Source organism: Sphingopyxis sp. BSN-002, assembly GCF_022024275.1.
In the GTDB taxonomy this organism is placed as follows: Bacteria; Pseudomonadota; Alphaproteobacteria; order Sphingomonadales; family Sphingomonadaceae; genus Sphingopyxis.
In genome coordinates this window covers 149,673-173,596 of the sequence record NZ_CP091804.1, presented here as the reverse complement: position 1 = coordinate 173,596, position 23,924 = coordinate 149,673, and the positions used below count along the sequence as shown (strand labels likewise).

The window sequence follows — 23,924 nt, the reverse complement described above, 5'->3', positions numbered from 1 at the left end:
TAGGTGCGGTCGATCCCGTAGTTCGAAGCGTCCCTTCAGAGGTCGTTCTGGCTCCTTCGACAGCCGAGAACTCGGGGTTTCTCCAGTTGTTGTGCGGACCCGACCGGAAACGCCGGTCGCGGCGAAACACGCGCCAGAACGCAAAGGCAACCATGCAGGCACCAAACACTGCAACCGAAGGAATATCGGTGAGCGTCATTTCCCTGCCCCGTCCTGGTTCCGCCAGCCGTTATGCGGGCCGGGCTTTTCGGACTTGCTCTTCGGATTGAAGCCACGCCAGACGGCATAGCCCATGCCGACGAACAGTGCGCCGGCGACGATAGGTGCGTGGATCATTCCGCCGCCTCCGCAATGTCTGCGCCATGGACGAGTTCGTCCGAGCAGCGCTGCATCGTCGGCGACGCGCGGCAGATGGCGTTGGTGAGATAGAAATCCTTGATCGGCGACGGGATCGCACGCGCTTCGGGCTTGGCAGCCAGCTTGGGCACCGACCAGCCATAGCCGGCAAGACCTTCGGTGCCGAGTGCGGGGACCGCCGCGATCATCGCCGCGCGGCACTGCTCGAAGCTGTCGAAACCGACCGACACGCCGAGCGCATCGGCGAGCGCGCGGAAAATGCTCCAGTCCTCACGCGCGTCGCCGGGTGCGAACACGGCCTTCTCGCTGCGCTGGACGCGGCCCTCGGTGTTGACCGTCGTGAAGTCCTTTTCGGTCCATGCCGCGGCAGGCAGAATGACGTCGGCGGCATGCGCGCCCTTGTCGCCATGATGGCCGACATAGACCTTCAGCGTCTTGTCGAAGGCGGTGAAATCGACCTCGTCGGCGCCGAGGAAGAAAGCGAGCTTCGGCTGCGCCGCGACGACATCCTTGATGCCGCCTGCCTGTGCGTAGCCAAGCATCAGCCCGCCCATGCGGCTCGCCGCCATATGGACGACGCTGAAGCCGTTCCAGCCGTCCTTGACTGCATTCACAGACTTGGCGAGCGCGAGCGCCGCGCCGTGGACGCCGGGAACCGCGAGACCGCCGCCGCCGACGATGATCAGCGGGCGTTCGGCGCCCTTCAGCGCGTCGAGCGCCGCCGCAGGCAGCTTCGCGACGAGCGAGGCGTCGTCGCCGAGCCAGCTGACCTTGTAGGTCTGGTCCTTTTCGGGCCCGATCGCGAAAACCTTTGCGCCCTTCTTCCACGCCGCCTTGCGGATGCGCGTGTTGATCAGCGGCGCTTCCCAGCGCAGGTTCGTGCCGACCAGCAGGATGACGTCGGCATTCTCGGCCTCGGCGATGGTGGTGTTGAAATTGACCGCCGAGAGGCTGGACACATCATAGTCGAGCCCGGTCTGGCGCCCTTCGAGCAGGTCCGAACCCAGCGCGTTCACCAGCGTCTTCGCCGCGAACATCGTTTCGCAATCGACGAGGTCGCCCGCGATCGCGGCGACCGACTTGCCCGCCTTCGCGGCCTTGATCGCGTCGAAAGCTTCGGCCCACGTTGCTTCGACCAGCTGGCCGCCCTTGCGCACATAGGGACGGTCGAGACGGCGGCGGATCAGGCCATCGACATGGTGGCGCGTCTTGTCGCTTGCCCATTCCTCGTTCACATCGTCGTTGACGCGCGGCAGGACGCGCAACACTTGACGACCGCGGCTATCGATGCGGACATTGGTGCCGACCGCGTCCATCATGTCGATGCCCAGCGTCTTGGTGAGCTCCCACGGCCGCGCTTCGAATGCATAGGGCTTGGACGTCAGCGCGCCGACCGGGCACAGATCGACGATATTGCCCGACAGCTCGCTCGCGACCGCGTGCTCGAGGTACGAGGTGATCTGCATATTCTCGCCGCGATAGATTGCGCCGATATCTTCCACGCCCGCGACTTCCTCCGCGAAGCGGACGCAGCGCGTGCACTGGATACAGCGGGTCATCACCGTTTTGACGATCGGACCCATATATTTCTCGGTCACCGCGCGCTTGTTCTCGTCATAGCGCGTCGCGCCGCGGCCATAGGCGACCGACTGGTCCTGCAAATCGCATTCGCCGCCCTGGTCACAGATCGGGCAGTCGAGCGGGTGGTTGATGAGGAGGAACTCCATCACCCCTTCGCGCGCCTTCTTCACCATCGGGCTGTCGGTCTTGATGATCTGGCCCTCGGCGGTCGGCAGCGCACACGACGCCTGCGGCTTCGGCGGCCCCGGTGCGACTTCGACAAGGCACATGCGGCAATTGCCGGCGATCGACAGGCGTTCGTGGTAGCAGAAGCGCGGAATTTCCTTCCCCGCCATCTCGCACGCCTGCAGGACGGTCGCGCCCTGCGGAACGTCGAGTTCTACACCATCTACAGTTACTTTAGGCATCAGCAGAATACCTTGATTTCTCTAAGGTTGAGCGAACGACCAATCATTTGAAACGCTCCACCAGTTCGGCGCGCACGCCGATGCGTTTTTTGAACCAGGTCAACACCGCCCAAACGCCAACCAAAACAGCCGGCCACAGCAGAAACTCTCCGCCGGATATATATCCGCGCCGGAAAGGCTCCGTGTTGGAACCCAGCATGACGCCTCCTGCGAACAGGGACAGTGCCGCCAATGCACTGAAGAGATTGCGCAACATCACTCCGCAATCTCCACACCGCCGAGAGAAATACCGCGCATCAGCCCGCCGATCCTTCTTTGCTCGTCACGGCCACACGGTAGGCAGCGAGCGCCATCAGCGCGCGCAGCCCGACGCGGTTGGTGCGGAACTCGGTGCCCTGCCTGATGCAGGCCGAAAGCTGGGGCGCAAGCGCCTTCATCGCGTCGCGCTCGGCGTCGCTCATCACTTCGGTGTCGAACAGCGCGACGCTCTGCTGCGGAGCCGACATCACGATGCACATCGAGATCGTCTCCAGCGTGCCGCGCGCGGTGATCGGTGTCGCCGTACGGTCACGGCCGAGATCGGTCGCAAGCGCCGCATCGGTGAACTGGTCGGCCAGCAGATGCTCGGCAAGATTGCCGGCAAAGACGAGCCCCGAAAAGCCAAGCTTGCTGTTCGGCGCGCAGCGCTCATGCCCCTTGGCGATCTTGCGGATATCTTCCTGATAATCCTTCGACCGATAATCCTTCGAAAGCAGCTTGACCGCACCCGGACGGCTGATCTCGACGACGCAGCCCGCGAAATTATAGATCGCCTGTGCAGCGAGCGGATCGATCTTCGGCGCAGTATCGTCCTTGTCGTCCTTGTCGTCGGAACCGGACCGGACCGCGTTGGCCATCAGCGTCTGGTCGAACGGGTTCGCATTCGCCGCCTGAACTTCGCGCTGGGCGAAAGCCGGGGTCGCCGACAGGGCGGCACCGGCCATGAGCAAAAGAAGCGTCGTCCTCATTCGGCTGCCTCCAGCGCGCCGCCGTTCTCGCGAATGCGGCGTTCGATCTCCGGACGGAAATGCTTGATCAGGCCCTGGATCGGCCATGCTGCAGCATCGCCGAGCGCGCAGATGGTGTGGCCTTCGACCTGTTTCGTCACATCGAACAGCGTGTCGATCTCGCTGATGTCGGCGTCGCCCGTGCGCAGGCGCTCCATGACGCGCCACATCCAGCCGGTGCCCTCGCGGCACGGCGTGCACTGGCCACAGCTTTCATGCTTGTAGAAGTAACTGATGCGGCTGATCGCCTGAACGACGTCGGTCGACTTGTCCATCACGATCGCGGCCGCAGTGCCTAGACCCGATCCGACGGCTTTAAGGCCATCGAAGTCCATCGGCGCGTCCATGATCTCGGCCGCCGGAACGAGGGGCACCGACGAGCCGCCGGGAATCACCGCAAGCAGATTGTCCCAGCCGCCGCGAATGCCGCCGCAATGCTTTTCGATCAGCTCGCGGAAGGTGATTCCCATCTCTTCCTCGACGACGCACGGGCGCTCGACATGGCCCGAGATCTGGAAAAGCTTGGTGCCCTTGTTGTTCTCGCGCCCGAAGGACGAGAACCACGACGCGCCGCGTCGCAGGATCGTCGGCACAACCGCGATGCTCTCGACATTATTGACCGTCGTCGGGCAGCCATAGAGGCCCGCGCCCGCCGGGAACGGCGGTTTCAGGCGCGGCTGGCCCTTCTTGCCTTCGAGGCTTTCGATCATCGCGGTTTCTTCGCCGCAAATGTATGCGCCGGCGCCGCGATGGACGAAGACGTCGAAGTCGTAGCCCGACTTGGCGGCGTTCTTGCCGAGCAGGCCGGCGTCATACGCCTCCTGCACAGCGGCAAACAGCGTCTCGGCCTCGCGGATGAACTCGCCGCGGATGTAGATGTAGGCGGCGCGCGCGCGCATCGCATAGCCCGCGATCAGCGCGCCCTCGATCAGCTTGTGCGGATCGTGGCGAATGATCTCGCGGTCCTTGCACGAACCCGGCTCGGATTCGTCGGCGTTAATGACAAGGAAGCTCGGCCGGTCGGCGCGCGGCTCCTTCGGCATGAAGCTCCACTTGAGCCCCGTCGGGAAGCCCGCGCCGCCGCGGCCGCGCAGCCCCGATGCCTTGATTTCCTCGATGATCGCGTCCTGGCCGCGCTTCATCAGGTCCTTCGTCTTGTCCCAATCGCCGCGCGCCTGCGCGGATTTGAGGTTCCACGGCTGGAAGCCATAGAGATTGGTGAAAATGCGATCCTTATCGGCGAGCATGGCTTACCACTCCTTCCGATAGTCGTGGTTGGCCTTGACCATTTCCTTCAGCGTCGTCGGGCCGCCTTCGGGCTCGCTGGTGTAACGCTTGGGGTTCTGGGGGCCTGTCTTCGGCTGCTTGCCCGCGGCCAGATCGTCGAGGATGCGGACCATCGAGTCATAGTCGAGGTCTTCGTAATTATCGTCGTTGATCTGGACCATCGGCGCGTTCGTGCAGGTGCCCATGCATTCGACCTCGGTCAGCGTGAACAGGCCGTCGGGCGTGGTCTTGCCCTTCGTCATGCCGCGGTTCTTGCATGCCGCCATGACGTCGTCCGACCCGCGCAGCAGGCACGGCGTCGTCCCGCAAACCTGCACATGATAGCGGCCGACCGGCGCCATATTGTACATGGTGTAGAAGGTCGCGACCTCATAGGCGCGGATGAACGGCATATCGAGCTCAGCCGCGACGAACTCGATCACCGGCACGGGCAGCCAGCCCTGCGTCTGCGTCTCGGCACCGACCTGGCGCTGCGCGAGGTCGAGCAGCGGCATCACCGCCGAACGCTGACGCCCTGCGGGGTAGCGCGCGATGACGGTCTTCGCCTGTTCAGCATTTTCCTTCGTCCACGCAAAAGCGCCCCAGCGCGCGCGGACTTCGGCTTCGTCGGGAATTTGGGGTGCGTCAGCCATCTACTTCAACCCCGTAGTTTTTGAACACTTCTCGTTTTTTTTCAGATGGATCAAATCCGATCATTCCCAGCCCGGAAAAAATCACTGTAACCAGAACCGGCCACCAAACCATCCGTACACCTTTGCGCTTGGCGAGAATGCGCCCCACGACGATTCCCCCAACGAGAAGGATAACCCACGTCGCATAGGTTCCAAAAATCAGGCCTTCGTATTCGGCCTGCGCTATTTCAGCGGGTGAGGAACTCACCGGTCGCACTCCCCGAACACGACGTCGATCGCGCCGATGATCGCGGTGGTGTCGGCGAGCATATGGCCCTTCGACATCATGTCCATCGCCTGCAGGTGCGAAAACGCCGTCGGGCGGATCTTGCAGCGGTACGGCTTGTTGGTGCCGTCGCTGACGAGATAAACGCCGAACTCGCCCTTCGGGCTTTCGGTCGCGACATAGACTTCGCCCGCGGGGACGTGGAAGCCCTCGGTATAGAGCTTGAAGTGATGGATCAGCGATTCCATCGACTGCTTCATCTCGCCGCGCTTCGGCGGGACGACCTTGCGGTCGAGGCTGGCGATCGGGCCGGTGGGCATGTCACTGAGGCACTGCTTGATGATGCGCGCCGACTGATAGACTTCCTGCACGCGGACCATGAAACGGTCGTAGCAGTCGCCGCGCGTGCCGACGGGAATGTCGAACTCCATCGCCGCATAGGCGTCATAGGGCTGCGACTTGCGCAAATCCCATGCGATGCCGCTGCCGCGGATCATCGGGCCCGAGAAGCCCCAAGCCAGCGCGTCTTCCTTCGACACCGTCGCGATATCGACGTTGCGCTGCTTGAAGATGCGGTTGTCGATGACGAGGCTCATCGCGTCGCCGAACAGCTTCGGCAGGCGCTTCTCGACCCATTCGCCGATGTCGTAAAGCAGCCGCTCCGGAACATCCTGGTGGACGCCGCCCGGACGGAAATAGGCGCTATGCATGCGTGCGCCCGAGGCGCGCTCGAAGAAGTTCAGGCAATCCTCGCGCAGCTCGAACACCCAGAGGTTAGGCGTCATCGCGCCGACGTCCATGACGTGCGACCCGATGTTGAGCATGTGATTGCAGATGCGCGTCAGCTCGGCGAACATCGTGCGCAGATATTGCGCGCGCGCCGGCACCTCGAGATCGAGCAGCTTTTCGATCGCGAGCACATAGCTGTGCTCCATGCCGAGCGGCGAGCAGTAATCAAGCCGGTCGAAATAGGGCAGCGCCTGCAGATACGTCTTGTACTCGATCAGCTTTTCGGTGCCGCGGTGCAGCAGCCCGACGTGCGGATCGACGCGTTCGATGATCTCGCCATCGAGCTCCATCACCATACGCAGCACGCCGTGCGCCGCGGGGTGCTGCGGGCCGAAGTTGATCGTGTAGTTGGTGACAGCCTGATCGCCGGCGGTGTCGGCAGTGTCGACCGGATAGCCTTCGAACATGTCGCTGCCATGGTGCTTGACCTGAGGAGAGTCGGTCATGCGTCACCTCCCGTCTTGGGCTTGCGCGGTTTTGCGGGCGCCTTCGGCTTCGCCGGAGCCTTGGCAGGCGCCTTTTCGGCCTTCTTGGTCGCCGGGGTCTTGGCCTTGGCCGCCGCGGTCGCCTTGGCGCCGTCGCGGCTGGTCTTCGCGGCCTTGATATTGGCCTTCGCGCCCGCGCCCGTCTGTTCGGGCTTGTCGGTGGTCTTGGGGGTCGGCGGCGGCGGAGCCTTGGCGGCTTCATCGGCCTTCTTGACCTGTTGCGCGGTCATCGGCGACGGCGCGCCCTTGCCCGGCGCTTCACCGGTGCCACCAGCCTTTTCGTCGCCCGGCAGCACATAGTCGGCGCCTTCCCACGGCGACATGAAGTCGAAGTTGCGGAAATCCTGCGCCAGCTTCACCGGTTCATAGACGACGCGCTTGTCCTCTTCGCTGTAACGCAGTTCGATATAACCGGTCAGCGGGAAATCCTTGCGCTGCGGATGGCCCTGGAAGCCATAGTCGGTCAGGATGCGGCGCAGGTCCGGATTGCCCGCGAACAGCACGCCGTACATGTCGAACACTTCGCGCTCGAGCCAGCCGGCAACCGGCCAGACGGGCACGATGCTCGGCACCGGGGTCGCCTCGTCGGTGCAGACGCGGACGCGCAGGCGATGGTTCTTCGTCACGCTGAGCAGGTGATAGACGACCTCGAAACGCTCGGCGCGATCGGGATAGTCGACCCCCGCGATTTCCATCAGCTGCTGATAGCCAAGCTCGTCGCGAAGCATGACCATCACGCCGGCAATCGCCTCGCGCCGCACGGTGATGCTGTCCTCGCCGACGGAGAAGACATGGGCGATCAGGTCGCCGCCGAGCAATTTCTCCAGCGCAGCGCCGATGCCCTCGCGAGGCGCGATCAGGGGAGCGGGACTGGCCATCAGCGTTCGATCGTCCCGGTGCGGCGGATCTTCCGCTGCAGCTGCATCACGCCGTACAGCAAGGCTTCGGCAGTCGGCGGACAGCCGGGAACATAGATATCCACTGGCACGATGCGGTCGCAGCCGCGCACCACCGAATAGCTGTAGTGATAATAGCCGCCGCCGTTGGCGCAGCTGCCCATCGAGATCACATATTTCGGGTTCGACATCTGGTCGTACACGCGGCGGAGCGCGGGGGCCATCTTGTTGCAGAGCGTCCCCGCGACGATCATCACGTCGGACTGGCGCGGAGACGCGCGCGGGGCGGCGCCGAAGCGTTCCATGTCATAGCGCGGCATGTTGACGTGGATCATCTCGACAGCGCAGCACGCGAGGCCGAAGGTCATCCACCACAGCGAGCCCGTGCGCGCCCAGTTGAAAAGATCCTCGGTCGAGGTGACGAGGAAGCCCTTGTCGCCGACTTCGCTGTTGAGGTCGTCGAAAAAGCCCTGATCCGGGTTGGTACCCGGGGCGACCGGCATCTGGCCGGGCATGATGATGCTCGAAGTGCTCATTCCCAATCCAACGCGCCTTTTTTCCACGCATACACAAGGCCGATCGCGAGTTCGGCGAGGAAGATCATCATGGTGGCCCAGCCGGCCCAGCCGATCTCCTTCAGGCTGACCGCCCAGGGAAAGAGAAACGCCGCTTCGAGATCGAAGATGATGAAGAGAATCGCGACGAGATAGAAACGGACGTCGAACTGGCTACGGGCGTCCTCGAACGCGGGGAAGCCGCACTCATATTCGGTCAGCTTGGCCGGATCGGGCTTGTGCGCGCCAGTCAGGCGGGCGACGCCCATCGGCAGGAATACGAAGGCCGAGGAAAGGCCAACGGCAATGACCAGAAAGATCAGAATCGGCAGATATTGCGTCAGATCGACCATGGGAGCTCGCAGTCTGTTTTAAGGCGTTACCACCCCTTTGTTGCGCGCGCTTTAGGCCAGTGTGCCGCACCTCGCAAGCGCTGCAGGCAGGAAATTCGTTACCGCTGTGACCAAAAGCACAAAGGGACTTGGCACAGACAGCTATCCCCATGATAACCGGCGCTCAAGGGTCGGTTTTTCGGGCCATTGCCTGCCCGTTCTGGACTGGGGAATAATCATGGGACCAATTTCGCTTCGGACCGCACTCGCGATGGGCGCCGCACTCGCATTTGCCGCGACTCCGGCGCAGGCCGAACTCGTCAACGCGAAGAGTCCGGCGACGATCAAGGCGATCGTCGAGTCGCAGGGCTGGCCCGCGACGATCGTCAGCAAGCCGGGCGAGGACCCCTATATCGAAAGCAATCGCAACGATCTGAAATTCCTGGTCCTGTTCATGAACTGCACCGACAACAAGAATTGCAAGACGCTGCAATATTATATGGGGTTCACCGACGCGAAGAATGTTTCGCTGGAGCGGCTCAACGAATGGAACAAGACAAAGCGCTTCGCCCGCGCCTATCGCGACAAGGAAGGCGACCCGGTCCTCGAAATGGACGTCGACATCGATTTCGCGGGCATCCCGCGCGAAAATCTGGGCGAGACGTTCAACACCTGGGCCTCGCTGATGGACAGCTATCGCGATTTCATCTTCGCGAAGTGATCGCCATTTCGCTATTGCCTTACTGTATTATATCACTAAATCGGTAAGGCAATAGCGGGAGATTTCGATGTTCGCGTCGCTGATGGCCGGGTCGCTGATGATCCTCGCGCCGCAAGGTGCCGAAGCGCCCATGGCGGCAGCACCTGCGAGCCTTTCGCCCACAATCGAGGAAAGCACGGTCGCCGGTTTCCCGCACGCACGCATCTATCGGCTCGCCGGCGAGCAGCGCCGCCCCGTCCTCATCATTCTTCCCGGCGCCGAAGGCGGCGACGGCGCGGGCAAGCGTTTCGGGCCGATCCTCGCGCGCCTCGGATATGCGGCGGTCAGCCTTCCCTATTACTCGCCGAACTGGGGCAGCTATGGCCCGCCGCCGGAATTCACCGACCTGCCGGGCAGCTTCATCGATATCCGCGTCGACCAGCTCGCGGCACTCAGGGCCGAACTTGCAAAGATGCCGGGAGCCGACACCGACCGGATCGGACTGTTCGCCGGATCGAAGGGTTCGGAATTCGCGCTGATCGCCGCAAGCCATTATCCCTGGATCAGCGCCGTGGTCGCCTACGCCCCGTCGGACCTCGTCTGGGAAGGCTGGGGTCTCGAGACGGTCGAGGCGGAGGGGACGCGCTCCTCCTTCTCGTTCGACGGGAAGCCCCTGCCCTTCATGCCCTATCGCGGCTTCGTCGAGGGGCTGCAACTCGGGGACAAGGCCGACCTCCGCGCAATCCACGAGAATGGCCGCGCCGACCATCCCGACCGCGAAAAGGCCGCGAGAATCCCGGTCGAGCAGTATCGCGGCCGACTGATGCTCGTCGCGGGCGATCGCGACCAGCTCTGGAATTCAGGCCGGATGGCGCGGAACATCGCCGCATCGCGCAAGGCTGCCGGGCTCGAAACCGAAGCCTTGCTCTATCCCGATGCAGGCCACGACCTTGGCGGCGCATCGGCCGAACCGCGCGACGATCCGCGCGGCGGCGGCACGCCCGAAGCCAATGCGACAGCGCGCGCCGATGCATGGCCGAAAGTGGTGGCTTTTCTGCAGAACGCCCTGAAGCCGTAAGACGCCGTCAGGCGTTGCGCAGCGCCCCGGCAACCAGCTTTTGCAGCTTAGAATGGACCGCGCCGCTGCCCGCGATGAATTCGCTGCGTTCGATCGCGCGGTCGCCGCCGCGGAAGTCGCTGACGAAACCGCCGGCTTCGCGCACCAGCAGCATACCGGCGGCGACGTCCCAGATGTTGAGCTGGCTTTCCCAGAAGCCGTCGAAGCGGCCCGCCGCGACCCATGCAAGGTCGAGGCTCGCAGCGCCGAAGCGGCGGATGCCGGCGACTTCGGGCGCCACCGCGCCGAAGATGCGGCTCCACTGCGCCATGTCTCCATGACCCATGAACGGGATCCCCGTCGCGACGAGGCATTCGTTGAGGTGGCGCCGCGATGCGACGCGGAGGCGCCGGTCGTGCAGCCACGCGCCGCGGCCACGCTCGGCCCAATAGCTCTCGTCGGTGACCGGCTGATAGATCAGCCCCGCGGTGACTTCACCCCAGCCGCCCCCAAGCTTCGGCTCCTGCACCGCGATCGAGATCGCGAACTGCGGGATCGCGTGGAGGAAGTTCGACGTGCCGTCGAGCGGATCGATGATGAAGCGCGGCTTGCCCGGATCGCCCTCGATCTCGCCGGCCTCTTCCATCAGGAAGCCCCAGCCGGGACGCGCGTGGGTCAGCTCGTCATAGAGCGTGCGCTCGGCGGCCTGATCGGCTTTCGAGACGAAGTCCGCCGGCCCCTTCTGCGAGACCTGCAGATGCTCGATCTCGCCGAAGTCGCGGCGCAGCTTCGTGCCGGCCTTGCGCGCGGCGCGTTCCATGACGGTGATGATGCCGGAAATGGCCATGTCAAAATCTCCACCCGCCCGGATTGCGGGCGGCGATGCTTACTTAGTCGGCGCGGCGGACATATTCGCGGTCGTACACATGCACGACGATCTTCGTTCCGCTGGTGATGTGCGGCGGCACCATGACGCGCACGCCATTGTCGAGGATCGCGGGCTTGTACGACGACGAGGCCGTCTGGCCCTTCACCACGGCATCGGCCTCGACGATCGTCGCTTCGATCGTTTCGGGCAGTTCGACCGAGATCGGGCGTTCTTCCCAAAGCTCGAGCACGACTTCCATACCGTCCTGCAGGAATTCATGCGCGTCGCCGACCACATCCTTCGAGATGTTGATCTGTTCGAACGTGTCCTTGTCCATGAACACCAGATCGTCGCCCTCGGCGTAGAGGAACTGGAAATCCTTGGTGTCGAGGCGGACCTTCTCCACCGTATCCGCGCTGCGGAAACGGTTGTTGAGCTTGCGCCCGTCGATGAGGTTCTTGGCTTCGACCTGCATATAGGCGCCGCCCTTGCCCGGCTGGGTGTGCTGGATCTTGGTGACCTTCCAGATGCCACCTTCATATTCGATAATATTGCCGGGACGGATTTCAACGCCGGTGATTTTCATCGCGCACACTCGCTGTTCAAGGATGGAAAGAGCCGCCGGTGCATCGCAATGCGCCGGTCACAGGAGCGCGCCCTTAGCCGGACGTGCGGCCAAGGGCAAGCGGCGCGTTCGTCAGGCGGTCGTCACGACGGCCTTGCGGGTCCGCGCATAGCTCATCGCAACGAGCACCGCGAACAGGCCGAGGCCGACGAAGATCGACGGCACATGGAACCCGTCGCCGACCACCGCAAGCGGGGCGTCGCTGTCGGTCGCATAGACGAGGCCCGCATAGAAGACCCCGAACAGGCTTTCGCCGACGATCATGCCGGTCGCCGTCAGCACACCCATGCGATGCGCGAATTCGGCGTTGGCGCGGCGTTCCGCCCAGCGGTCGTAGAACCAGCCGCCGATCGCCCCGATCACGACCGGCAGGATGACCGCCATCGGCAGATATATCCCGATCCCGATCGCGAGCGGCGGCAACCGCAGCTTGCGCGCGCGGCCGAGCAATTCGTCGACGATGATGAAGCCGACACCGGCAAGCGCGCCATAACCGAGCATCGTCCAGTTGAGATCGCCGCCGAGCACGCCCTTGGCGAGCGAGGAGATGAGACCCGCCTGCGGAGCTGCGAGCGCATTCGGCCCCGCCCCCGGCACTCCGACGAAGCCGAGCGTCTCGTTGAGGACGTTCAGCACCGGCGGCACGACGAGCGAGCCGAAGAAGACGCCGATGATCAGCGCGACCTGCTGTTTCCACGGCGTTGCGCCGACAAGCTGGCCCGTCTTCAGATCCTGCAGATTGTCGTTCGAGATCGTCGCGATGCCGAACACGACGCCGGTGACGATCAACGCATAGGCGACCATCGCCGCGCTCGCTTCCTCGCCGCCGCCGCGGCCGAGCAGGCCGACGAGCAGCAGCGACGACGCGATGATCGCAAGGATACCGATCCCCGACACCGGCGAGTTCGACGCGCCGATCAGGCCCGCCATATAGCCGGTCACCGACGCGATCATCAACCCGATCACGACGACGAAAACCAGAGCACCGGCGATCAGGATCATCGCCGACCCGGCCAACGGCCCACCCGCGAGCACCGTCCAGAACAACCAGGCGATCGGCACCAGCGTCAGCAACGAACCGCCGAACACCCAGCCGATCGGAATGTCCCGTTCGCCGATCGCGAGCGCTTCGCCGGCGCTGCGCGCCTTGCTGGCCGCCATCGCCGAGCGGATGCCACCGATCACCGGACCGGCGATCTTGAGCAGCGTCCAGATCGCCGCGACCGCGATCACGCCCGCGCCAAAGAAGCGGACATCGGCGCGGAACACGTCGTTCGCGATCGTCTCGACATCGGGACCGGCCGCCCCCTGCGTCAGGATCGGCAGCAAAATCCACCAGCCGGTGACCATGCCGACGAGCTGTGCAAGCCCGACCGACAGGCCGACGAGATGCCCGACGCCGAACAGCGCGAAGCTGAGCCCGCCGGCCACGCCGGTCGCACCGGCCCCGACCTTGAACCAGTGCGCGACCTCCGCGGCCGCAAGCTTCATCTGGGTCAACAGCGTGAAGCCCGCAGCGACAAGGCTGTTCCAAAGCAGCGCCGATAGCCCGGCCTTGTTCTCGGCCGCGCCTTCGGCGCTCGCGGCGCCGACCTGCAGCACTTCGGCCGCGGCGCGGCCTTCGGGATAGGGCAGATCGGCCTCGACCACGAGCGCGCGGCGAAGCGGGACCGAGAAGAGCACGCCGAGGATACCGCCGAGCATCGTGATCGCCGTCGTCTCCAGCATCGGGAAACCCTGCCAGTAACCGACCATGATCAGCCCCGGCAGCACAAAGATGATCGCCGCCAGCGTGCCCGCAGCGCTCGCGATCGTCTGGACGATATTATTCTCGAGGATCGTCGATCCCGACATGAAACGTAGCAGCGCCATCGAAATCACCGCGGCGGGGATCGAGGTCGCAAAGGTCAGTCCGACCTTCAGCCCCAGATAGACGTTCGCGGCGGTGAACATCAAAGTCAGCAACCCGCCGAGCAGGATCGCCCGCAGCGTCAGTTCGCGCATTGCTGTCTCATCGCGGCTCATATTCGTCATCCCTCTTGTCCGAATGCGACCTGTCGCGGGGCTGGCGCGGCTAGGCAAGCAAAAAGGCGATGAACCGAAGCTGATTTGACGTATCGATCCAATCCCTTCGCCCCCGTGTGATTCATAAGACAGGCATGATGAGTATCGATCTTCCCAATCAGGCGCCGCCCTCTCCCGGCGCGCTCAAGCTGCCCAAACGGCCCGCGCCCTGTGCCGGACTGTTCGGCTGGCGCAAGGATGGCGCGTCGACGCGCGCGGACGGAAAACCGGCGCAGCCGGGCGGCAGGGATTTCCCACTGGCCTAGGGGCGTGCGCGTCGGCCGGTCAGCAGCGGATAGGGATTGACCGGTTCTCCGTCTTGCCAACCGCTGCCGGGCACAGTCTCCATGATCTGGAAATGCAGATGCGGGAAGGCGGGGTCGGCGTTGCCACTCGCGCCCACGGTCGCGATCACCTGCCCCCGCTCGACCGCCTGCCCTTCGGCCAGCCCGCGCCGATAGCCCTGAAGATGCGCATAATAGAGGATCAGCCGCCCATCGGCCGAGCGCTGGTAGATGGTGAGCCCGCCGCGCTTCGATGTGAACAGTTTCTCGATCCGCCCGTCCATCGCCGCGAGCACCGGCGTGCCGAGAGGCGCCTGAATGTCGATCGCGCGGTGCAGCCTGCCTTCGGCGCGTGTCTTGCTCCAGCTGTCGACAAGGTCGGAGGCTTTCAGGCCTTCGACCGGAATGATGATAGCCCCAGATTTAGAAGCCGCGACGGTGGCGGCGAAGATCGTCGCCGCGAGAAACAGGCGGACGCCCGCTCCCCTCACCCCGCCATCAGCTTGTCGAACGCGCGCACGGCCGCGGCGGGCCCGTCGGGATGCTCCCACACGCCGTTCGACACCGCAAGGAAATCGGCGCCGGCATCGATCAGCGTCTTCGCATTGTCGACCGTAATCCCGCCGATCGCCACGCAGGGAAGCTCGAACAGCCCCTGCCACCAGGTCAGGATTTCGGGCTCCGGATGATGTTCGACCGCCTTGGTCGACGTGGGAAAGAAGGCGCCGAACGCGACATAGTCGGCCCCCGCCTCACCTGCTTCCATCGCGAGGTGGCGGCTGTCGTGGCAGGTCACGCCGATCTGCGCATTGGCGCCGAGTTCGCGCCGCGCATCCCGCGGATCGCCATCACCTTGGCCCAGATGCACGCCGTCGGCATTCAGCCGCTTCGCGAGCGCAATGTCGTCGTTGACGATGAACGCGGTCTCGTGCGCGGCGCAGATCGCTTGCAGCGGCTCGGCGAGCCGCGCGGCCTCGTGCTGGCCCAGTCCCTTGACGCGAAACTGGAACGCCGCGACCGGCGCGGCGCTCAGCGCCTCCTCGAGTTTCGCGGGAAAATCACCGCCGACGTCGAGCGGCGAGATCAGATAAAGCTGGCAATCGGGTGTGGTCATGGCGGGTTCATAGCGACGGCGGCAATGTCCCGCAAATGCAGAACACAGCCCGCCTCGCCACTTCGGCCCTCGTCGCCACCTTCGCCCTTTCCGCCTGCGCCGCCACCGGCCAGCAGACTCCGATTCGCGACGGCAGCGACGTCGCGCTCGGCCAGCGCGCGATGGTTGACGGCCCGATCGTCCAGCCGGTCAAGGTTCTCGAAGACAGCCGCTGCCCGATGAACGCGCGCTGCATCTGGGCCGGGCGCGTGCGCCTTCAGATGGTCTGGATTCGCGGCAACGGCGAAAAACAGCCGTTCGAGGTGACGCTCGGCGAATCGACGCCGCTGGCGGACGGGGCGATCCGGCTGGAATCGGTGCGGCCCGGGAAGCGGACCGACGTGACGCTGAAGCCGTCGGACTATCGATTCAGCTTTCGGTTCGACGGGGGACTGTAACAAGCTGCTTGCGTTTGGCTGGGATAGTCGGACATTCAGCTGATGAAACCGATCGGACTGGCGCTCGGCGCTCTCCCCATCTTTTGCGCCCAATCGGCCTTCGCGGCGGAAAAGGCCATGGATGCCGCATTGGCGAGACTGAACCAATCGGTTCAGCTCGGTCCGATCAAGGTGACGCCGCTCGCCGTCTTGAAGGACGAGCGGTGCATCGACGACCCGATATCTGGTTGTCCGATCGTGTCCGATGCAATCGTCCGGCTATTGGTCGAGCGGGACGGAGAAGTTGCTTGGCTCGATGTCCACCTGGGTGGAATGAAGCGTTGGGGCGACGATGCCATTGCCGTGGCGGCCATCAAGCCCAAACGGCAAAATGGCGCCGATATCCCGACCGCGGCTTATCAAATTTCGCTTCGCCGTATTCCCGCGGATGTTCACATATCCGAATAGGCTTTTGAGGCTTCTTCAGCGCACCCGTGCCAGCACGAAGCCGTCCCAACCCTTCGATCCGACCGTCTGAACCGCGGTCGCGTCGATCCGCGGGTCGGCGTTCAGCATGTCGAACAAGGCCCGCGTGCCGAGGATGCGCTCGTCGTCGCTCGTCGCGTCGAGTACCCCGCCCTCACGCACGACATTGTCGACGATGATCGTCGTGCCGCTGCGCCCGAGGCGGATCGCTTCGGAGACGTAGAGCGCATTGTTCTGCTTGTCGGCGTCGATGAAGACGAAGTCGAACGGGTCGCCCGCCGCCATCGCGGCGAGGCTTTCGGCGGCAGGGCCGGTGCGGATATCGACCTTGTCGGACAGCCCGGCGCGCTCCAGATTTTCGCGCGCGACCGCCGCGTGATGGGCTTCGAGTTCGAGCGTAACCAGCGAGCCGTCCTCGGGCAGCGCCCGAGCCAGCCAGATCGTCGAATAGCCGCCGAGCGTGCCGACTTCGAGGATGCGCTTCGCCCCCGCCATCCGCGCGAGGAGGAACAGCATCTTGCCCTGAGCCGCCGACACGTCGATCGGCGGCAGGCCAGCGGCAGTGTTGTTAGCGAGGGTGGCGGCAAGCGCGTCGTCGGCGCCGAGAAGCTTCCCGGCGATATAGTCGTCGACGGCTTGCCACCTCTCTCCCATCACTTCAGGCCACGGAGGCCGCGTGAATTTCGTTGATCGCGCCGCCCAGCGAGGCGTCGAATTCCTCGTCGCTCATCTGGTGGCGGAGGTCCTCCAGCAACGCGCGGCTGAAGCTCGCGATGATACCGGGGTTCTTCGCCAGTTCGACGCACGCCTCGGGCCGCGCGAAACCGCCCGACAGCGCGACGACGCGCAGAACCTTCGGATGGTCGACCAGCGGCTGGAACAGGCCGGCCTCTGTCGGCAGCGACAGCTTCAGCATCACCGGCGCGCCGGTCCAGGCGTCGAGCGCTGCAAGCGTTTCCTTGAGCAGCAGGCGGTCGGCCGCGTCGCGCTCGGGGCTCTTGATGTTCACTTCGGGTTCGATGATCGGGACCAGACCATGCGCTGCGATCCGCGCGGCTTCGGTGAACTGCTGCTCGACGATCGCCTTGATCCCGACCGGGTTGGCGAGATTGACGACGCTGCGCATCTTGGTGCCGAAAACGCCCTTCGCGACCGCGCGCTCGCACAGCGCGTCTAGATCGGGGTTCGGCTTCATCAACTGGACGCCATTTTCTTCGGCTTCGAGACCCTTGTCGACCTTCAGGAACGGCACCACGCCGCGTTCCCAGAGCAGCGCCGGCACCGGCTTGCCGCCCGCCTCACCGTCCATCGTGCGCTCGAAGAGGATCGCGCCGATCACCTTGTCGCCGTTGAAGCTCGGCGCGGTGACGATACGGCTGCGCATATCGTGGATCAGCGCGAACATTTCCTCATCGTTCGAAAAAGCGTCCGCCTCGATGCCATAGCCCTTCAATGCCTTCGGCGTCGATCCGCCGCTCTGGTCGAGCGCGGCGATAAAGCCCTGCCCCGATTTGATCTGCTCCAGCATCTCGGCATTGGCGGTCGTCATAAGATCTCCGGTTATTTGCATACGTATGTGGCGGCGCGCATAGCTTCCCCACGCCGGGGATGCAAATGCGCGAGAAAAACTAGGCTTTCAGGGCGTCGACGCCCGGAAGCGGCTTGCCTTCCATCCATTCGAGGAAAGCGCCGCCCGCCGTCGAGACGAAGGTGAAATCGCCGGCAACCCCGGCGTGATTGAGTGCAGCAACGGTATCGCCGCCACCGGCGACCGAGATCAGCGAGCCTTCGCGGGTCAGCGCCGCGGCGGTCTTCGCAAGAGCAACCGTGGCGGTGTCGAACGGCGGCGTCTCGAACGCGCCGAGCGGGCCGTTCCAGACGAGCGTGCGGCAGTTCTTGAGCACATCGGCCAGCGCCTCGACGGCTGCGGGACCGACGTCGAGGATCATCTCGTCGGCGGCGACCTCATGGACGTTGACGGTGCGCGTCGGCGGGTTCGGGGCAAATTCCTTCGACACCACGACGTCGTAGGGCAAATGGATCGTGCAGCCCGCGGCGTCTGCGCTATCGAAGATCGCATTGGCGGTGTCGACCAGATCATGCTCGCAAAGCGACTTGCCGACATCGACGCCGCGCGCGGCGAGGAAGGTGTTCGCCATCCCGCCGCCGATGATCAGATGGTCGACCTTGCCTACGAGGTTGCGCAGCACGTCGATCTTGCTCGACACCTTCGCGCCGCCGACGACCGCCGCGACCGGATGCGCCGGATTGCCGAGCGCGGCGTCGAGCGCCTTCAGTTCAGCCTCCATCGCCCGGCCGGCATAGGCCGGAAGGCGGCGCGCGATGCCCTCGGTCGAACCGTGGGCACGATGCGCCGCCGAAAAGGCATCGTTGACGTACAGATCGCCGATTTCGGCGAGCGCATCGGCAAAGGCCGGATCGTTCTTCTCTTCGCCGGGATAGAAGCGCGTGTTTTCCAGCACCGCGACATCGCCCGGCGCCAGCACCGCGATCCCCGCTTTCGCGCCCTCGCCGACGCATTCCGGGATGAACATCACCGAATGGCCCAGCACATCCTCGACCCCGCCCATGACGAGGCTCAGCGATTGCGTCGGGTTCTTCGCGCCCTTCGGACGCCCGAAATGCGCAAGCAGCAGGACGATCGCGCCCTTGTCCGAAAGCTCGCGGATGGTCGGCATCGCCGCCTGAATCCGCGTCGCATCGCTGACCGCGCCATCGATCATCGGGACGTTCAGGTCGACGCGCACGAGAACGCGCTTGCCGGTCACGTCGCCGATATCGTCGAGGGTTTTGAACGCGGTCATCGACGCTATCCTTTGGGTCAGAGGAACTTGGCGATCACGCCCGCGGTGTCGATCATGCGGTTCGAGAAGCCCCATTCATTGTCGTACCAGCTAAGCACGCGCACCAGCTTGCCGTCGATCACCGCCGTTTCGAGGCTGTCGATCGTCGAGCTGTGCGCATCGTGGTTGAAATCGATCGAAACCAGCGGCTCGTCGGTGAAGCCGAGGACGCCCTTGAGCTCGCCCTCGGCGGCTTCCTTGAGCAACGCGTTAACCTCTTCCTTCGTCGTGTCGCGGCTGGGCGTGAAGGTCAGGTCGACCACCGAAACGTTCGGGGTCGGAACGCGGATCGACGAACCGTCGAGCTTGCCCTTGAGTTCGGGCAGGACGAGGCCGACGGCGACGGCGGCACCGGTGCTGGTCGGAATCATCGACATCGCGGCGGCGCGGGCGCGGCGCGGATCCGAGTGGATCTGGTCGAGGATCTTCTGGTCGTTGGTGTAAGCGTGGATCGTGGTCATCAGGCCGCGCTCGATGCCGATCTTCTCGTGCAGCACCTTGGCCAGCGGCGCGAGGCAGTTGGTGGTGCACGACGCGTTCGAGACGATCACATGCTCGGGGCCGATCTTGTCATGGTTCACGCCATAGACGACGGTCAGGTCGACTTCCTTGGCCGGCGCCGAGATCAGGACGCGCTTGGCGCCGGCGTCGAGATGCGCCTGACCGCCCTTGCGGTCGGTGAAAAAGCCCGTGCATTCCAGTGCGATGTCGACGCCGTTTGCGGCATGCGGCAGCTTGGCGGGATCGCGCTCGGCGGTCACCTGGATGCGCTTGCCGTTTACGATCAGGTCGTTGCCGTCGACTTCGACGGTGCCGTTGAACGGGCCATGGACCGAATCGCGCTGGAACAGGCGGGCGTTCGCCTTGGCGTCGGCCAGATCGTTGATCGACACGAGTTCCAGATCATGGTCGGTCCGCTCCAGAATGGCGCGCGCCACGTTGCGGCCGATGCGTCCGAAACCGTTGATTGCAACCTTCACTGCCATGTCGAAACGTCCTTTCTGCGTGGAAAAAGCCGGTCCTTAGTTGCCGAGCTTTGCCAGGATCTGGGGGGTGATTGCGTCGGCGGTAAGGCCGAAATGCCTGAATAGGTCTTCAATCGGTGCCGAAGCGCCAAAGCTGTCGATGCCGAAGCGCAGGCCGTGGCGGCCGGTGTAGCGCTCCCAGCCGAAGGTCGTGCCCGCTTCGATCGAGACGATCAGCGCATCGTCGGGCAGGATGTCGGCCTGATAGGCTGCAGTCTGTTCGTCGAACAATTCGGTCGAGACCATCGAAACGACGTCGGCGCCCTGCCCCGCAGCTTCGAGCTGGTCGGCAACTTCCATCGCCAGCGAGACTTCGGAGCCGGTAGCGACGAGCACCACTTTCTTGGCTGCCGACGCAGCGCGCAGGCGGTAACCGCCTTTCAGGCAAAGATTTTCCGTGACGTCATGACGCAGCGGCGGGAGGTTCTGACGCGTGAGCGCGAGCAGCGACGGCCGGTCTTCCTGTGCGAGCGCCAACGCCCAGCATTCGGCGGTCTCGACCGCGTCGGCGGGGCGCAGAACCAGCAGATTGGGCATCGCGCGCAGCGACTGGAGATGCTCGATCGGCTGGTGCGTCGGGCCGTCTTCGCCAAGCCCGATGCTGTCGTGCGTCATCACATAGACGACGCGCTGCTTCTGCAGCGCCGACAGGCGGATCGCCGCGCGGCAATAGTCGGCGAACACGAGGAAGGTGCCGCCATAGGGGACGACGCCACCGTGCAGCGCCATGCCGTTCATCGCCGCCGACATGCCGAACTCGCGAATGCCGTAATAGACATAGCGACCCGAATAATCATTCTTCGTCAGTGGTTTGGTCGACGATGTTTTGGTGTTGTTCGAACCCGTCAGGTCGGCGCTGCCGCCGACGAGCGACGCGATGTCCGCCGTCAAAGCGGTCAGCGTATTCTCCGAAGCCTTGCGCGTCGCGACCTTCGGCGGCTCGGCGACAAGCCCGTCGAGATAGGCCTTGAACGCATCGCCCGGAACGACCTTGCCGCTCAAGCGGGTCTCAAAATCGCTTTTCTTTTCGTTATTTGCGAGACGATCATTCCATTCGGAATGAAGTTTTTTGCCCTTCTCGCCGAAGGCGGCCCAGGCAGAAGCGACATCGCCCGGAATGACGAACGGCTCGGAGGTCCAGCCGAGCGCCTCGCGCGCCGCCGCCACCTCATCGGCGCCCAGCGGCGAACCGTGCGTCGCCGAAGTGCCCTGCTTGTTGGGAGCCCCGAAGCCGATCAGCGTCCGGCACGCGATCAGCGACGGCCGGTTATCCGCAAGCGCACCATCGATCGCGCGGCGGATATCGGCTCCGTCATGGCCGTCGCAGCTGTCGACGTGCCAGCCGGTCGCGGCATAACGCGCCTTCACATCCTCGCTCGTCGACAGGTCGGTCGACCCGTCGATCGTGATCTTGTTATCGTCCCACAGCACGATCAGGCGGCCGAGGCCGAGATGGCCGGCGAGGCCGATCGCTTCGTGGTTGATGCCTTCCATCAGGCAACCGTCGCCGGCAATCACCCAGGTGCGGTGATCGACAAGATCGTCGCCATAGATTGCGTTCAGATGCCGCTCGGCGAGCGCCATGCCGACCGCGGTCGCCAGCCCCTGCCCCAGCGGCCCCGTCGTGGTCTCTACGCCGGCAAGCTCGAAATTCTCGGGATGCCCGGCGCACGGGCTGTTGAGCTGACGGAAATTGCGGATTTCCTCCATCGTCGGGTGCGCGTAGCCCGCGAGATGCAGCGTCGCATAGGCGAGCATCGAGCCGTGCCCCGCCGACAGCACGAATCGGTCGCGATCGGCCCATTTCGGCGCCGTCGGATCGAATTTCAGATAGTCCGAATAAAGGACGGTGGCGACGTCGGCCATGCCCATGGGCATCCCGGGATGACCGCTGTTCGCGGCCTGTACGGCATCCATCGCAAGCGCGCGGATCGCGTTGGCAAGCTGACGTTCGGGCAGTGTCATGAGTCCCCCGGAAAAGGATGTGAAGATGACCGGATTCGGTGGGGACAGCCCTTTGCGGGGGCGGGGTCAGGAGTCAACCGTTCGCGGCAGAAAATAGCACGCATTTCGGGATCGAGAGGCGATTGCACGCCCGTCCCGCCGCTGCTACCCCTTTCGGTCATGGAACTCGATCTCGACGAATCCAGCCTGGCCATCGGCCGCATCGAACGCGCGATCAGCCGGATCGAAAAGGCGCTGACCGACCGGGACAGCCGCCCTGCACCCGCCGAAACCGCAGCAAACGACCAGTCGGCGCTGAAAGCCGAGGTCGTCGCGGTTATCGGCGAGCTCGACCGGCTGATCACGGAGGCGAAGCGTGGCTGACGTCAAGCTCAACATCGCCGGGCGCGTCTATGACGTGCATTGCGCCGACGGACAGGAGCCGCAGCTGATCCAGCTTGCGACCCTGGTTGACGAGAAGGTGCGCTCGATGCCCGGCGGCACCGAAATCCGCCAGATGCTCTTCGCGGCGCTGATGCTCGCCGACGAGGCGCAGGAAGCGAAGGGCAAGGCCGACAAGGCCGAGCCGCAGTCCGATTCGCTCCGCGCCGCGGTCGCGCTCGCCGAAAGTCGCGAGGCGCAGGCGCGCGACGAGCTGAAAGCCGCGCTCGCGGAACTGGCCGAGTTGAAAAAGGCGCCACCGACCGAGGCAGTCCAGCCGCGTCCGTCGCACGACCGCGCGCTCTTGCAGATTGCCGACCGTATCGAGGCGCTTGCAACCAAGGTCGAGCAAATCCCTTGAGACTGTCCGTCCGCGCCCCTACATAGGGGGCGGCGGGTACTGCCCGGCACGAGCTGTTGCGAAAATCCCTGAGGCGATACATCATCCAAGGGGGCTGTCCCTGCCCGGACCCTGGTCCGACGTATATGGTCCCCACCTGACGTTACTGGCGTCAGAGGATCTTCCAGCAAACGACCCATGGTGGTCCCGCCACCCGCCCCTTGCGGCCCGAGGAGCCGGAAAACATGCTTTCCGACGACCTTGCGCAGCAAAAACAGCATCTACGCGAGAGACTGCGCTTCCGCCGCAAGCATTTCGTGGCCAATCTCGACGCTCTGGCGCGGCTCGCGGCCTTTCGCGCCCTTCCCGCGCCGCTCGCGGCACCGGTTGCCGGTCACGCGCCGGTGGCGGCCTATATCCCATGGGGCGACGAGCCCGACATACTGCCGATGCTCGCCGATTGTCCGGAACTTGCGTTGCCGCACCACGCAGCCCGCGTCGAGGCCATGGATTTTCGCCGCTGGGCACCCGGCGATCCGCTGGTCAAGGGGCCGTGGAGTACGCGGCAGCCCGCCGACATCGCCGAAATGGTCCGGCCTGCGCTCATTTTCTGCCCGCTCGTCGGCTTTGACCGGAACGGCGGACGGTTGGGCCAGGGGGGCGGCCATTACGACCGCTATTTCGCACGCTTTCCCGATGTTCCGCGGATCGGCGTGGGCTGGTCCGTACAGGAAATCGACGCAGTACCCGCCGAACCCACCGACATCATTCTCGACGCCATTCTGACCGAGCAGGAATATATCGTTACCGGAGACCGTTTGTGAGCCAGCTTCCCGCCGACCCGCAGCCGAGCTGGCGCAAGCCCGCCGGAATTTTCATCATCCTTGCCCTGATCGCGATCTGGGCGGCCGGCATCGTCGCGCTGTCACCATGGGTCGGCACCTGGCCGATCCTGGTTCAGGCGATCTTCTACCTCGTTGCAGGAATCATCTGGGTGCTCCCGCTGAAGCCGTTGCTACGCTGGATGGAGCTCGGGCGGTGGCGCGGCTGAGAAGCCGCGCCAAC

At 64.4% G+C, this 23,924-nt stretch carries 30 protein-coding genes; 9 read left to right on the top strand and 21 right to left on the bottom strand.

Going from position 1 to position 23,924, the window contains the following annotated elements; genetic code table 11:
- Positions 1 to 195: 195 nt before the first annotated feature.
- Genes L7H23_RS00910 through L7H23_RS00860 form a run of 11 tightly spaced genes read right to left on the bottom strand, consistent with a single transcriptional unit; the run spans position 196 to position 8,652 of the window.
- Positions 196 to 336 (bottom strand): hypothetical protein, encoded by a 141-nt coding sequence (locus L7H23_RS00910; protein WP_237837487.1) that lies wholly within the window; start codon positions 334 to 336, stop codon positions 196 to 198.
- Positions 333 to 2,345 carry an NADH-quinone oxidoreductase subunit NuoG gene (gene nuoG / locus L7H23_RS00905; RefSeq protein ID WP_237837486.1) on the bottom strand — a complete coding sequence of 671 codons (2,013 nt, stop codon included), beginning with the start codon at positions 2,343 to 2,345 and terminating at the stop codon, positions 333 to 335. Before nuoG ends, L7H23_RS00910 begins: the two co-directional genes overlap by 4 nt.
- Before the next feature lie 43 nt (positions 2,346 to 2,388).
- Positions 2,389 to 2,601, bottom strand: coding sequence for a hypothetical protein (locus L7H23_RS00900; protein ID WP_237837485.1), 213 nt, complete (start codon positions 2,599 to 2,601; stop codon positions 2,389 to 2,391).
- A 40-nt stretch (positions 2,602 to 2,641) separates the two neighbouring features.
- Positions 2,642 to 3,352 (bottom strand): hypothetical protein, encoded by a 711-nt coding sequence (locus tag L7H23_RS00895; protein ID WP_237837484.1) that lies wholly within the window; start codon positions 3,350 to 3,352, stop codon positions 2,642 to 2,644.
- Positions 3,349 to 4,638: an NADH-quinone oxidoreductase subunit NuoF gene (nuoF, locus tag L7H23_RS00890; RefSeq protein WP_237837483.1), complete on the bottom strand. Its 1,290-nt coding sequence runs from the start codon at positions 4,636 to 4,638 to the stop codon at positions 3,349 to 3,351. The genes L7H23_RS00895 and nuoF overlap by 4 nt, the downstream gene beginning before the upstream one ends.
- 3 nt (positions 4,639 to 4,641) lie before the next feature.
- Positions 4,642 to 5,310 (bottom strand): NAD(P)H-dependent oxidoreductase subunit E, encoded by a 669-nt coding sequence (locus L7H23_RS00885; protein WP_237837482.1) that lies wholly within the window; start codon positions 5,308 to 5,310, stop codon positions 4,642 to 4,644.
- Entirely contained in the window at positions 5,303 to 5,557 is a 255-nt protein-coding gene (locus tag L7H23_RS00880) for a hypothetical protein (RefSeq protein WP_237837481.1), read from the bottom strand. The genes L7H23_RS00885 and L7H23_RS00880 overlap by 8 nt, the downstream gene beginning before the upstream one ends.
- Entirely contained in the window at positions 5,554 to 6,771 is a 1,218-nt protein-coding gene (locus tag L7H23_RS00875; RefSeq protein WP_237839304.1) for an NADH-quinone oxidoreductase subunit D, read from the bottom strand. Before L7H23_RS00875 ends, L7H23_RS00880 begins: the two co-directional genes overlap by 4 nt.
- Before the next feature lie 35 nt (positions 6,772 to 6,806).
- Positions 6,807 to 7,727, bottom strand: coding sequence for an NADH-quinone oxidoreductase subunit C (locus L7H23_RS00870; protein WP_237837480.1), 921 nt, complete (start codon positions 7,725 to 7,727; stop codon positions 6,807 to 6,809).
- The gene (locus L7H23_RS00865) at positions 7,727 to 8,260 is read right to left on the bottom strand and encodes an NADH-quinone oxidoreductase subunit B (protein ID WP_152998595.1); all 534 of its coding nucleotides are present in this window, start codon (positions 8,258 to 8,260) and stop codon (positions 7,727 to 7,729) included. Before L7H23_RS00865 ends, L7H23_RS00870 begins: the two co-directional genes overlap by 1 nt.
- A 17-nt stretch (positions 8,261 to 8,277) precedes the next feature.
- Positions 8,278 to 8,652, bottom strand: a complete 375-nt coding sequence (locus L7H23_RS00860; protein WP_058456716.1) for an NADH-quinone oxidoreductase subunit A — start codon at positions 8,650 to 8,652, stop codon at positions 8,278 to 8,280.
- A gap of 217 nt (positions 8,653 to 8,869) precedes the next feature.
- Between L7H23_RS00860 and L7H23_RS00855 the strand changes: the two genes are divergently transcribed.
- Both L7H23_RS00855 and L7H23_RS00850 read left to right on the top strand, forming a co-directional pair.
- The gene (locus L7H23_RS00855) at positions 8,870 to 9,352 is read left to right on the top strand and encodes a YbjN domain-containing protein (protein WP_237837479.1); all 483 of its coding nucleotides are present in this window, start codon (positions 8,870 to 8,872) and stop codon (positions 9,350 to 9,352) included.
- A 67-nt stretch (positions 9,353 to 9,419) separates the two neighbouring features.
- The gene (locus L7H23_RS00850) at positions 9,420 to 10,409 is read left to right on the top strand and encodes an acyl-CoA thioester hydrolase/BAAT C-terminal domain-containing protein (protein WP_237837478.1); all 990 of its coding nucleotides are present in this window, start codon (positions 9,420 to 9,422) and stop codon (positions 10,407 to 10,409) included.
- Positions 10,410 to 10,416: 7 nt separating this feature from the next.
- Here L7H23_RS00850 and L7H23_RS00845 read toward each other — a convergent pair whose 3' ends face one another.
- From L7H23_RS00845 to L7H23_RS00835, 3 genes are all read right to left on the bottom strand, one after another.
- On the bottom strand, positions 10,417 to 11,235 hold the full coding sequence (locus tag L7H23_RS00845) for an inositol monophosphatase family protein (RefSeq protein ID WP_237837477.1): 819 nt from the start codon (positions 11,233 to 11,235) through the stop codon (positions 10,417 to 10,419).
- Positions 11,236 to 11,278: 43 nt separating this feature from the next.
- A complete protein-coding gene (gene efp, locus L7H23_RS00840) occupies positions 11,279 to 11,842 on the bottom strand; it encodes an elongation factor P (protein WP_237837476.1) in 564 nt (187 codons plus the stop codon).
- Between the two features lie 111 nt (positions 11,843 to 11,953).
- Complete coding sequence (locus L7H23_RS00835) at positions 11,954 to 13,906, bottom strand: oligopeptide transporter, OPT family (RefSeq protein WP_237837475.1); 1,953 nt, start codon at positions 13,904 to 13,906, stop codon at positions 11,954 to 11,956.
- 134 nt (positions 13,907 to 14,040) lie between these two features.
- Between L7H23_RS00835 and L7H23_RS00830 the strand changes: the two genes are divergently transcribed.
- Positions 14,041 to 14,211: a hypothetical protein gene (locus L7H23_RS00830; RefSeq protein WP_237837474.1), complete on the top strand. Its 171-nt coding sequence runs from the start codon at positions 14,041 to 14,043 to the stop codon at positions 14,209 to 14,211.
- On the opposite strand, the gene L7H23_RS00825 is transcribed toward L7H23_RS00830, so the two are convergent.
- Positions 14,208 to 14,720 (bottom strand): M23 family metallopeptidase, encoded by a 513-nt coding sequence (locus L7H23_RS00825; RefSeq protein WP_237837473.1) that lies wholly within the window; start codon positions 14,718 to 14,720, stop codon positions 14,208 to 14,210. The two genes, L7H23_RS00830 and L7H23_RS00825, sit on opposite strands and share 4 nt — an antisense overlap.
- Positions 14,717 to 15,343 carry a thiamine phosphate synthase gene (thiE, locus tag L7H23_RS00820; protein WP_237837472.1) on the bottom strand — a complete coding sequence of 209 codons (627 nt, stop codon included), beginning with the start codon at positions 15,341 to 15,343 and terminating at the stop codon, positions 14,717 to 14,719. Before thiE ends, L7H23_RS00825 begins: the two co-directional genes overlap by 4 nt.
- 35 nt (positions 15,344 to 15,378) lie before the next feature.
- Here thiE and L7H23_RS00815 point away from each other — a divergent pair, with 35 nt between their 5' ends.
- A complete protein-coding gene (locus tag L7H23_RS00815; RefSeq protein WP_237837471.1) occupies positions 15,379 to 15,780 on the top strand; it encodes a hypothetical protein in 402 nt (133 codons plus the stop codon).
- A 42-nt stretch (positions 15,781 to 15,822) separates the two neighbouring features.
- A complete protein-coding gene (locus L7H23_RS00810; protein WP_237837470.1) occupies positions 15,823 to 16,227 on the top strand; it encodes a hypothetical protein in 405 nt (134 codons plus the stop codon).
- Positions 16,228 to 16,242: 15 nt separating this feature from the next.
- Here L7H23_RS00810 and L7H23_RS00805 read toward each other — a convergent pair whose 3' ends face one another.
- The 5 genes from L7H23_RS00805 to tkt form a co-directional block, all read right to left on the bottom strand.
- A complete protein-coding gene (locus L7H23_RS00805; protein ID WP_237839303.1) occupies positions 16,243 to 16,899 on the bottom strand; it encodes an O-methyltransferase in 657 nt (218 codons plus the stop codon).
- Between the two features lie 4 nt (positions 16,900 to 16,903).
- The gene (locus tag L7H23_RS00800) at positions 16,904 to 17,773 is read right to left on the bottom strand and encodes a fructose bisphosphate aldolase (protein WP_237839302.1); all 870 of its coding nucleotides are present in this window, start codon (positions 17,771 to 17,773) and stop codon (positions 16,904 to 16,906) included.
- Between the two features lie 100 nt (positions 17,774 to 17,873).
- Positions 17,874 to 19,070 (bottom strand): phosphoglycerate kinase, encoded by a 1,197-nt coding sequence (locus L7H23_RS00795; protein WP_237837469.1) that lies wholly within the window; start codon positions 19,068 to 19,070, stop codon positions 17,874 to 17,876.
- Between the two features lie 17 nt (positions 19,071 to 19,087).
- Entirely contained in the window at positions 19,088 to 20,095 is a 1,008-nt protein-coding gene (gene gap / locus L7H23_RS00790) for a type I glyceraldehyde-3-phosphate dehydrogenase (protein WP_237837468.1), read from the bottom strand.
- A 36-nt stretch (positions 20,096 to 20,131) separates the two neighbouring features.
- On the bottom strand, positions 20,132 to 22,099 hold the full coding sequence (gene tkt / locus L7H23_RS00785; RefSeq protein ID WP_237837467.1) for a transketolase: 1,968 nt from the start codon (positions 22,097 to 22,099) through the stop codon (positions 20,132 to 20,134).
- 159 nt (positions 22,100 to 22,258) lie between these two features.
- On the opposite strand from tkt, the gene L7H23_RS00780 reads away from it, so the two are divergent.
- From L7H23_RS00780 to L7H23_RS00765, 4 genes are all read left to right on the top strand, one after another.
- Entirely contained in the window at positions 22,259 to 22,462 is a 204-nt protein-coding gene (locus tag L7H23_RS00780) for a hypothetical protein (protein ID WP_237837466.1), read from the top strand.
- Entirely contained in the window at positions 22,455 to 22,880 is a 426-nt protein-coding gene (locus L7H23_RS00775; protein ID WP_237837465.1) for a cell division protein ZapA, read from the top strand. Before L7H23_RS00780 ends, L7H23_RS00775 begins: the two co-directional genes overlap by 8 nt.
- A gap of 224 nt (positions 22,881 to 23,104) precedes the next feature.
- The gene (locus tag L7H23_RS00770) at positions 23,105 to 23,683 is read left to right on the top strand and encodes a 5-formyltetrahydrofolate cyclo-ligase (RefSeq protein WP_237837464.1); all 579 of its coding nucleotides are present in this window, start codon (positions 23,105 to 23,107) and stop codon (positions 23,681 to 23,683) included.
- Positions 23,680 to 23,910: a DUF2842 domain-containing protein gene (locus L7H23_RS00765; RefSeq protein ID WP_237837463.1), complete on the top strand. Its 231-nt coding sequence runs from the start codon at positions 23,680 to 23,682 to the stop codon at positions 23,908 to 23,910. Before L7H23_RS00770 ends, L7H23_RS00765 begins: the two co-directional genes overlap by 4 nt.
- The last annotated feature ends 14 nt before the right edge of the window (positions 23,911 to 23,924 follow it).

Excerpts from the sequence above, each read along its gene's own strand:
- L7H23_RS00910 (WP_237837487.1), bottom strand. The coding sequence starts at position 336 with ATGATCCACGCACCTATCGTCGCCGGCGCACTGTTCGTCGGCATGGGC.
- nuoG (WP_237837486.1), bottom strand. The coding sequence starts at position 2,345 with ATGCCTAAAGTAACTGTAGATGGTGTAGAACTCGACGTTCCGCAGGGC.
- L7H23_RS00900 (WP_237837485.1), bottom strand. The coding sequence starts at position 2,601 with ATGTTGCGCAATCTCTTCAGTGCATTGGCGGCACTGTCCCTGTTCGCA.
- L7H23_RS00895 (WP_237837484.1), bottom strand. The coding sequence starts at position 3,352 with ATGAGGACGACGCTTCTTTTGCTCATGGCCGGTGCCGCCCTGTCGGCG.
- nuoF (WP_237837483.1), bottom strand. The coding sequence starts at position 4,638 with ATGCTCGCCGATAAGGATCGCATTTTCACCAATCTCTATGGCTTCCAG.
- L7H23_RS00885 (WP_237837482.1), bottom strand. The coding sequence starts at position 5,310 with ATGGCTGACGCACCCCAAATTCCCGACGAAGCCGAAGTCCGCGCGCGC.
- L7H23_RS00875 (WP_237839304.1), bottom strand. The coding sequence starts at position 6,771 with ATGTTCGAAGGCTATCCGGTCGACACTGCCGACACCGCCGGCGATCAG.
- L7H23_RS00870 (WP_237837480.1), bottom strand. The coding sequence starts at position 7,727 with ATGGCCAGTCCCGCTCCCCTGATCGCGCCTCGCGAGGGCATCGGCGCT.
- L7H23_RS00865 (WP_152998595.1), bottom strand. The coding sequence starts at position 8,260 with ATGCCCGGCCAGATGCCGGTCGCCCCGGGTACCAACCCGGATCAGGGC.
- L7H23_RS00860 (WP_058456716.1), bottom strand. The coding sequence starts at position 8,652 with ATGGTCGATCTGACGCAATATCTGCCGATTCTGATCTTTCTGGTCATT.
- L7H23_RS00855 (WP_237837479.1), top strand. The coding sequence starts at position 8,870 with ATGGGACCAATTTCGCTTCGGACCGCACTCGCGATGGGCGCCGCACTC.
- L7H23_RS00850 (WP_237837478.1), top strand. The coding sequence starts at position 9,420 with ATGTTCGCGTCGCTGATGGCCGGGTCGCTGATGATCCTCGCGCCGCAA.
- L7H23_RS00845 (WP_237837477.1), bottom strand. The coding sequence starts at position 11,235 with ATGGCCATTTCCGGCATCATCACCGTCATGGAACGCGCCGCGCGCAAG.
- efp (WP_237837476.1), bottom strand. The coding sequence starts at position 11,842 with ATGAAAATCACCGGCGTTGAAATCCGTCCCGGCAATATTATCGAATAT.
- L7H23_RS00835 (WP_237837475.1), bottom strand. The coding sequence starts at position 13,906 with ATGAGCCGCGATGAGACAGCAATGCGCGAACTGACGCTGCGGGCGATC.
- L7H23_RS00830 (WP_237837474.1), top strand. The coding sequence starts at position 14,041 with ATGATGAGTATCGATCTTCCCAATCAGGCGCCGCCCTCTCCCGGCGCG.
- thiE (WP_237837472.1), bottom strand. The coding sequence starts at position 15,343 with ATGACCACACCCGATTGCCAGCTTTATCTGATCTCGCCGCTCGACGTC.
- L7H23_RS00815 (WP_237837471.1), top strand. The coding sequence starts at position 15,379 with ATGCAGAACACAGCCCGCCTCGCCACTTCGGCCCTCGTCGCCACCTTC.
- L7H23_RS00810 (WP_237837470.1), top strand. The coding sequence starts at position 15,823 with ATGAAACCGATCGGACTGGCGCTCGGCGCTCTCCCCATCTTTTGCGCC.
- L7H23_RS00805 (WP_237839303.1), bottom strand. The coding sequence starts at position 16,899 with ATGGGAGAGAGGTGGCAAGCCGTCGACGACTATATCGCCGGGAAGCTT.
- L7H23_RS00800 (WP_237839302.1), bottom strand. The coding sequence starts at position 17,773 with ATGCTGGAGCAGATCAAATCGGGGCAGGGCTTTATCGCCGCGCTCGAC.
- L7H23_RS00795 (WP_237837469.1), bottom strand. The coding sequence starts at position 19,070 with ATGACCGCGTTCAAAACCCTCGACGATATCGGCGACGTGACCGGCAAG.
- gap (WP_237837468.1), bottom strand. The coding sequence starts at position 20,095 with ATGGCAGTGAAGGTTGCAATCAACGGTTTCGGACGCATCGGCCGCAAC.
- tkt (WP_237837467.1), bottom strand. The coding sequence starts at position 22,099 with ATGACACTGCCCGAACGTCAGCTTGCCAACGCGATCCGCGCGCTTGCG.
- L7H23_RS00780 (WP_237837466.1), top strand. The coding sequence starts at position 22,259 with ATGGAACTCGATCTCGACGAATCCAGCCTGGCCATCGGCCGCATCGAA.
- L7H23_RS00770 (WP_237837464.1), top strand. The coding sequence starts at position 23,105 with ATGCTTTCCGACGACCTTGCGCAGCAAAAACAGCATCTACGCGAGAGA.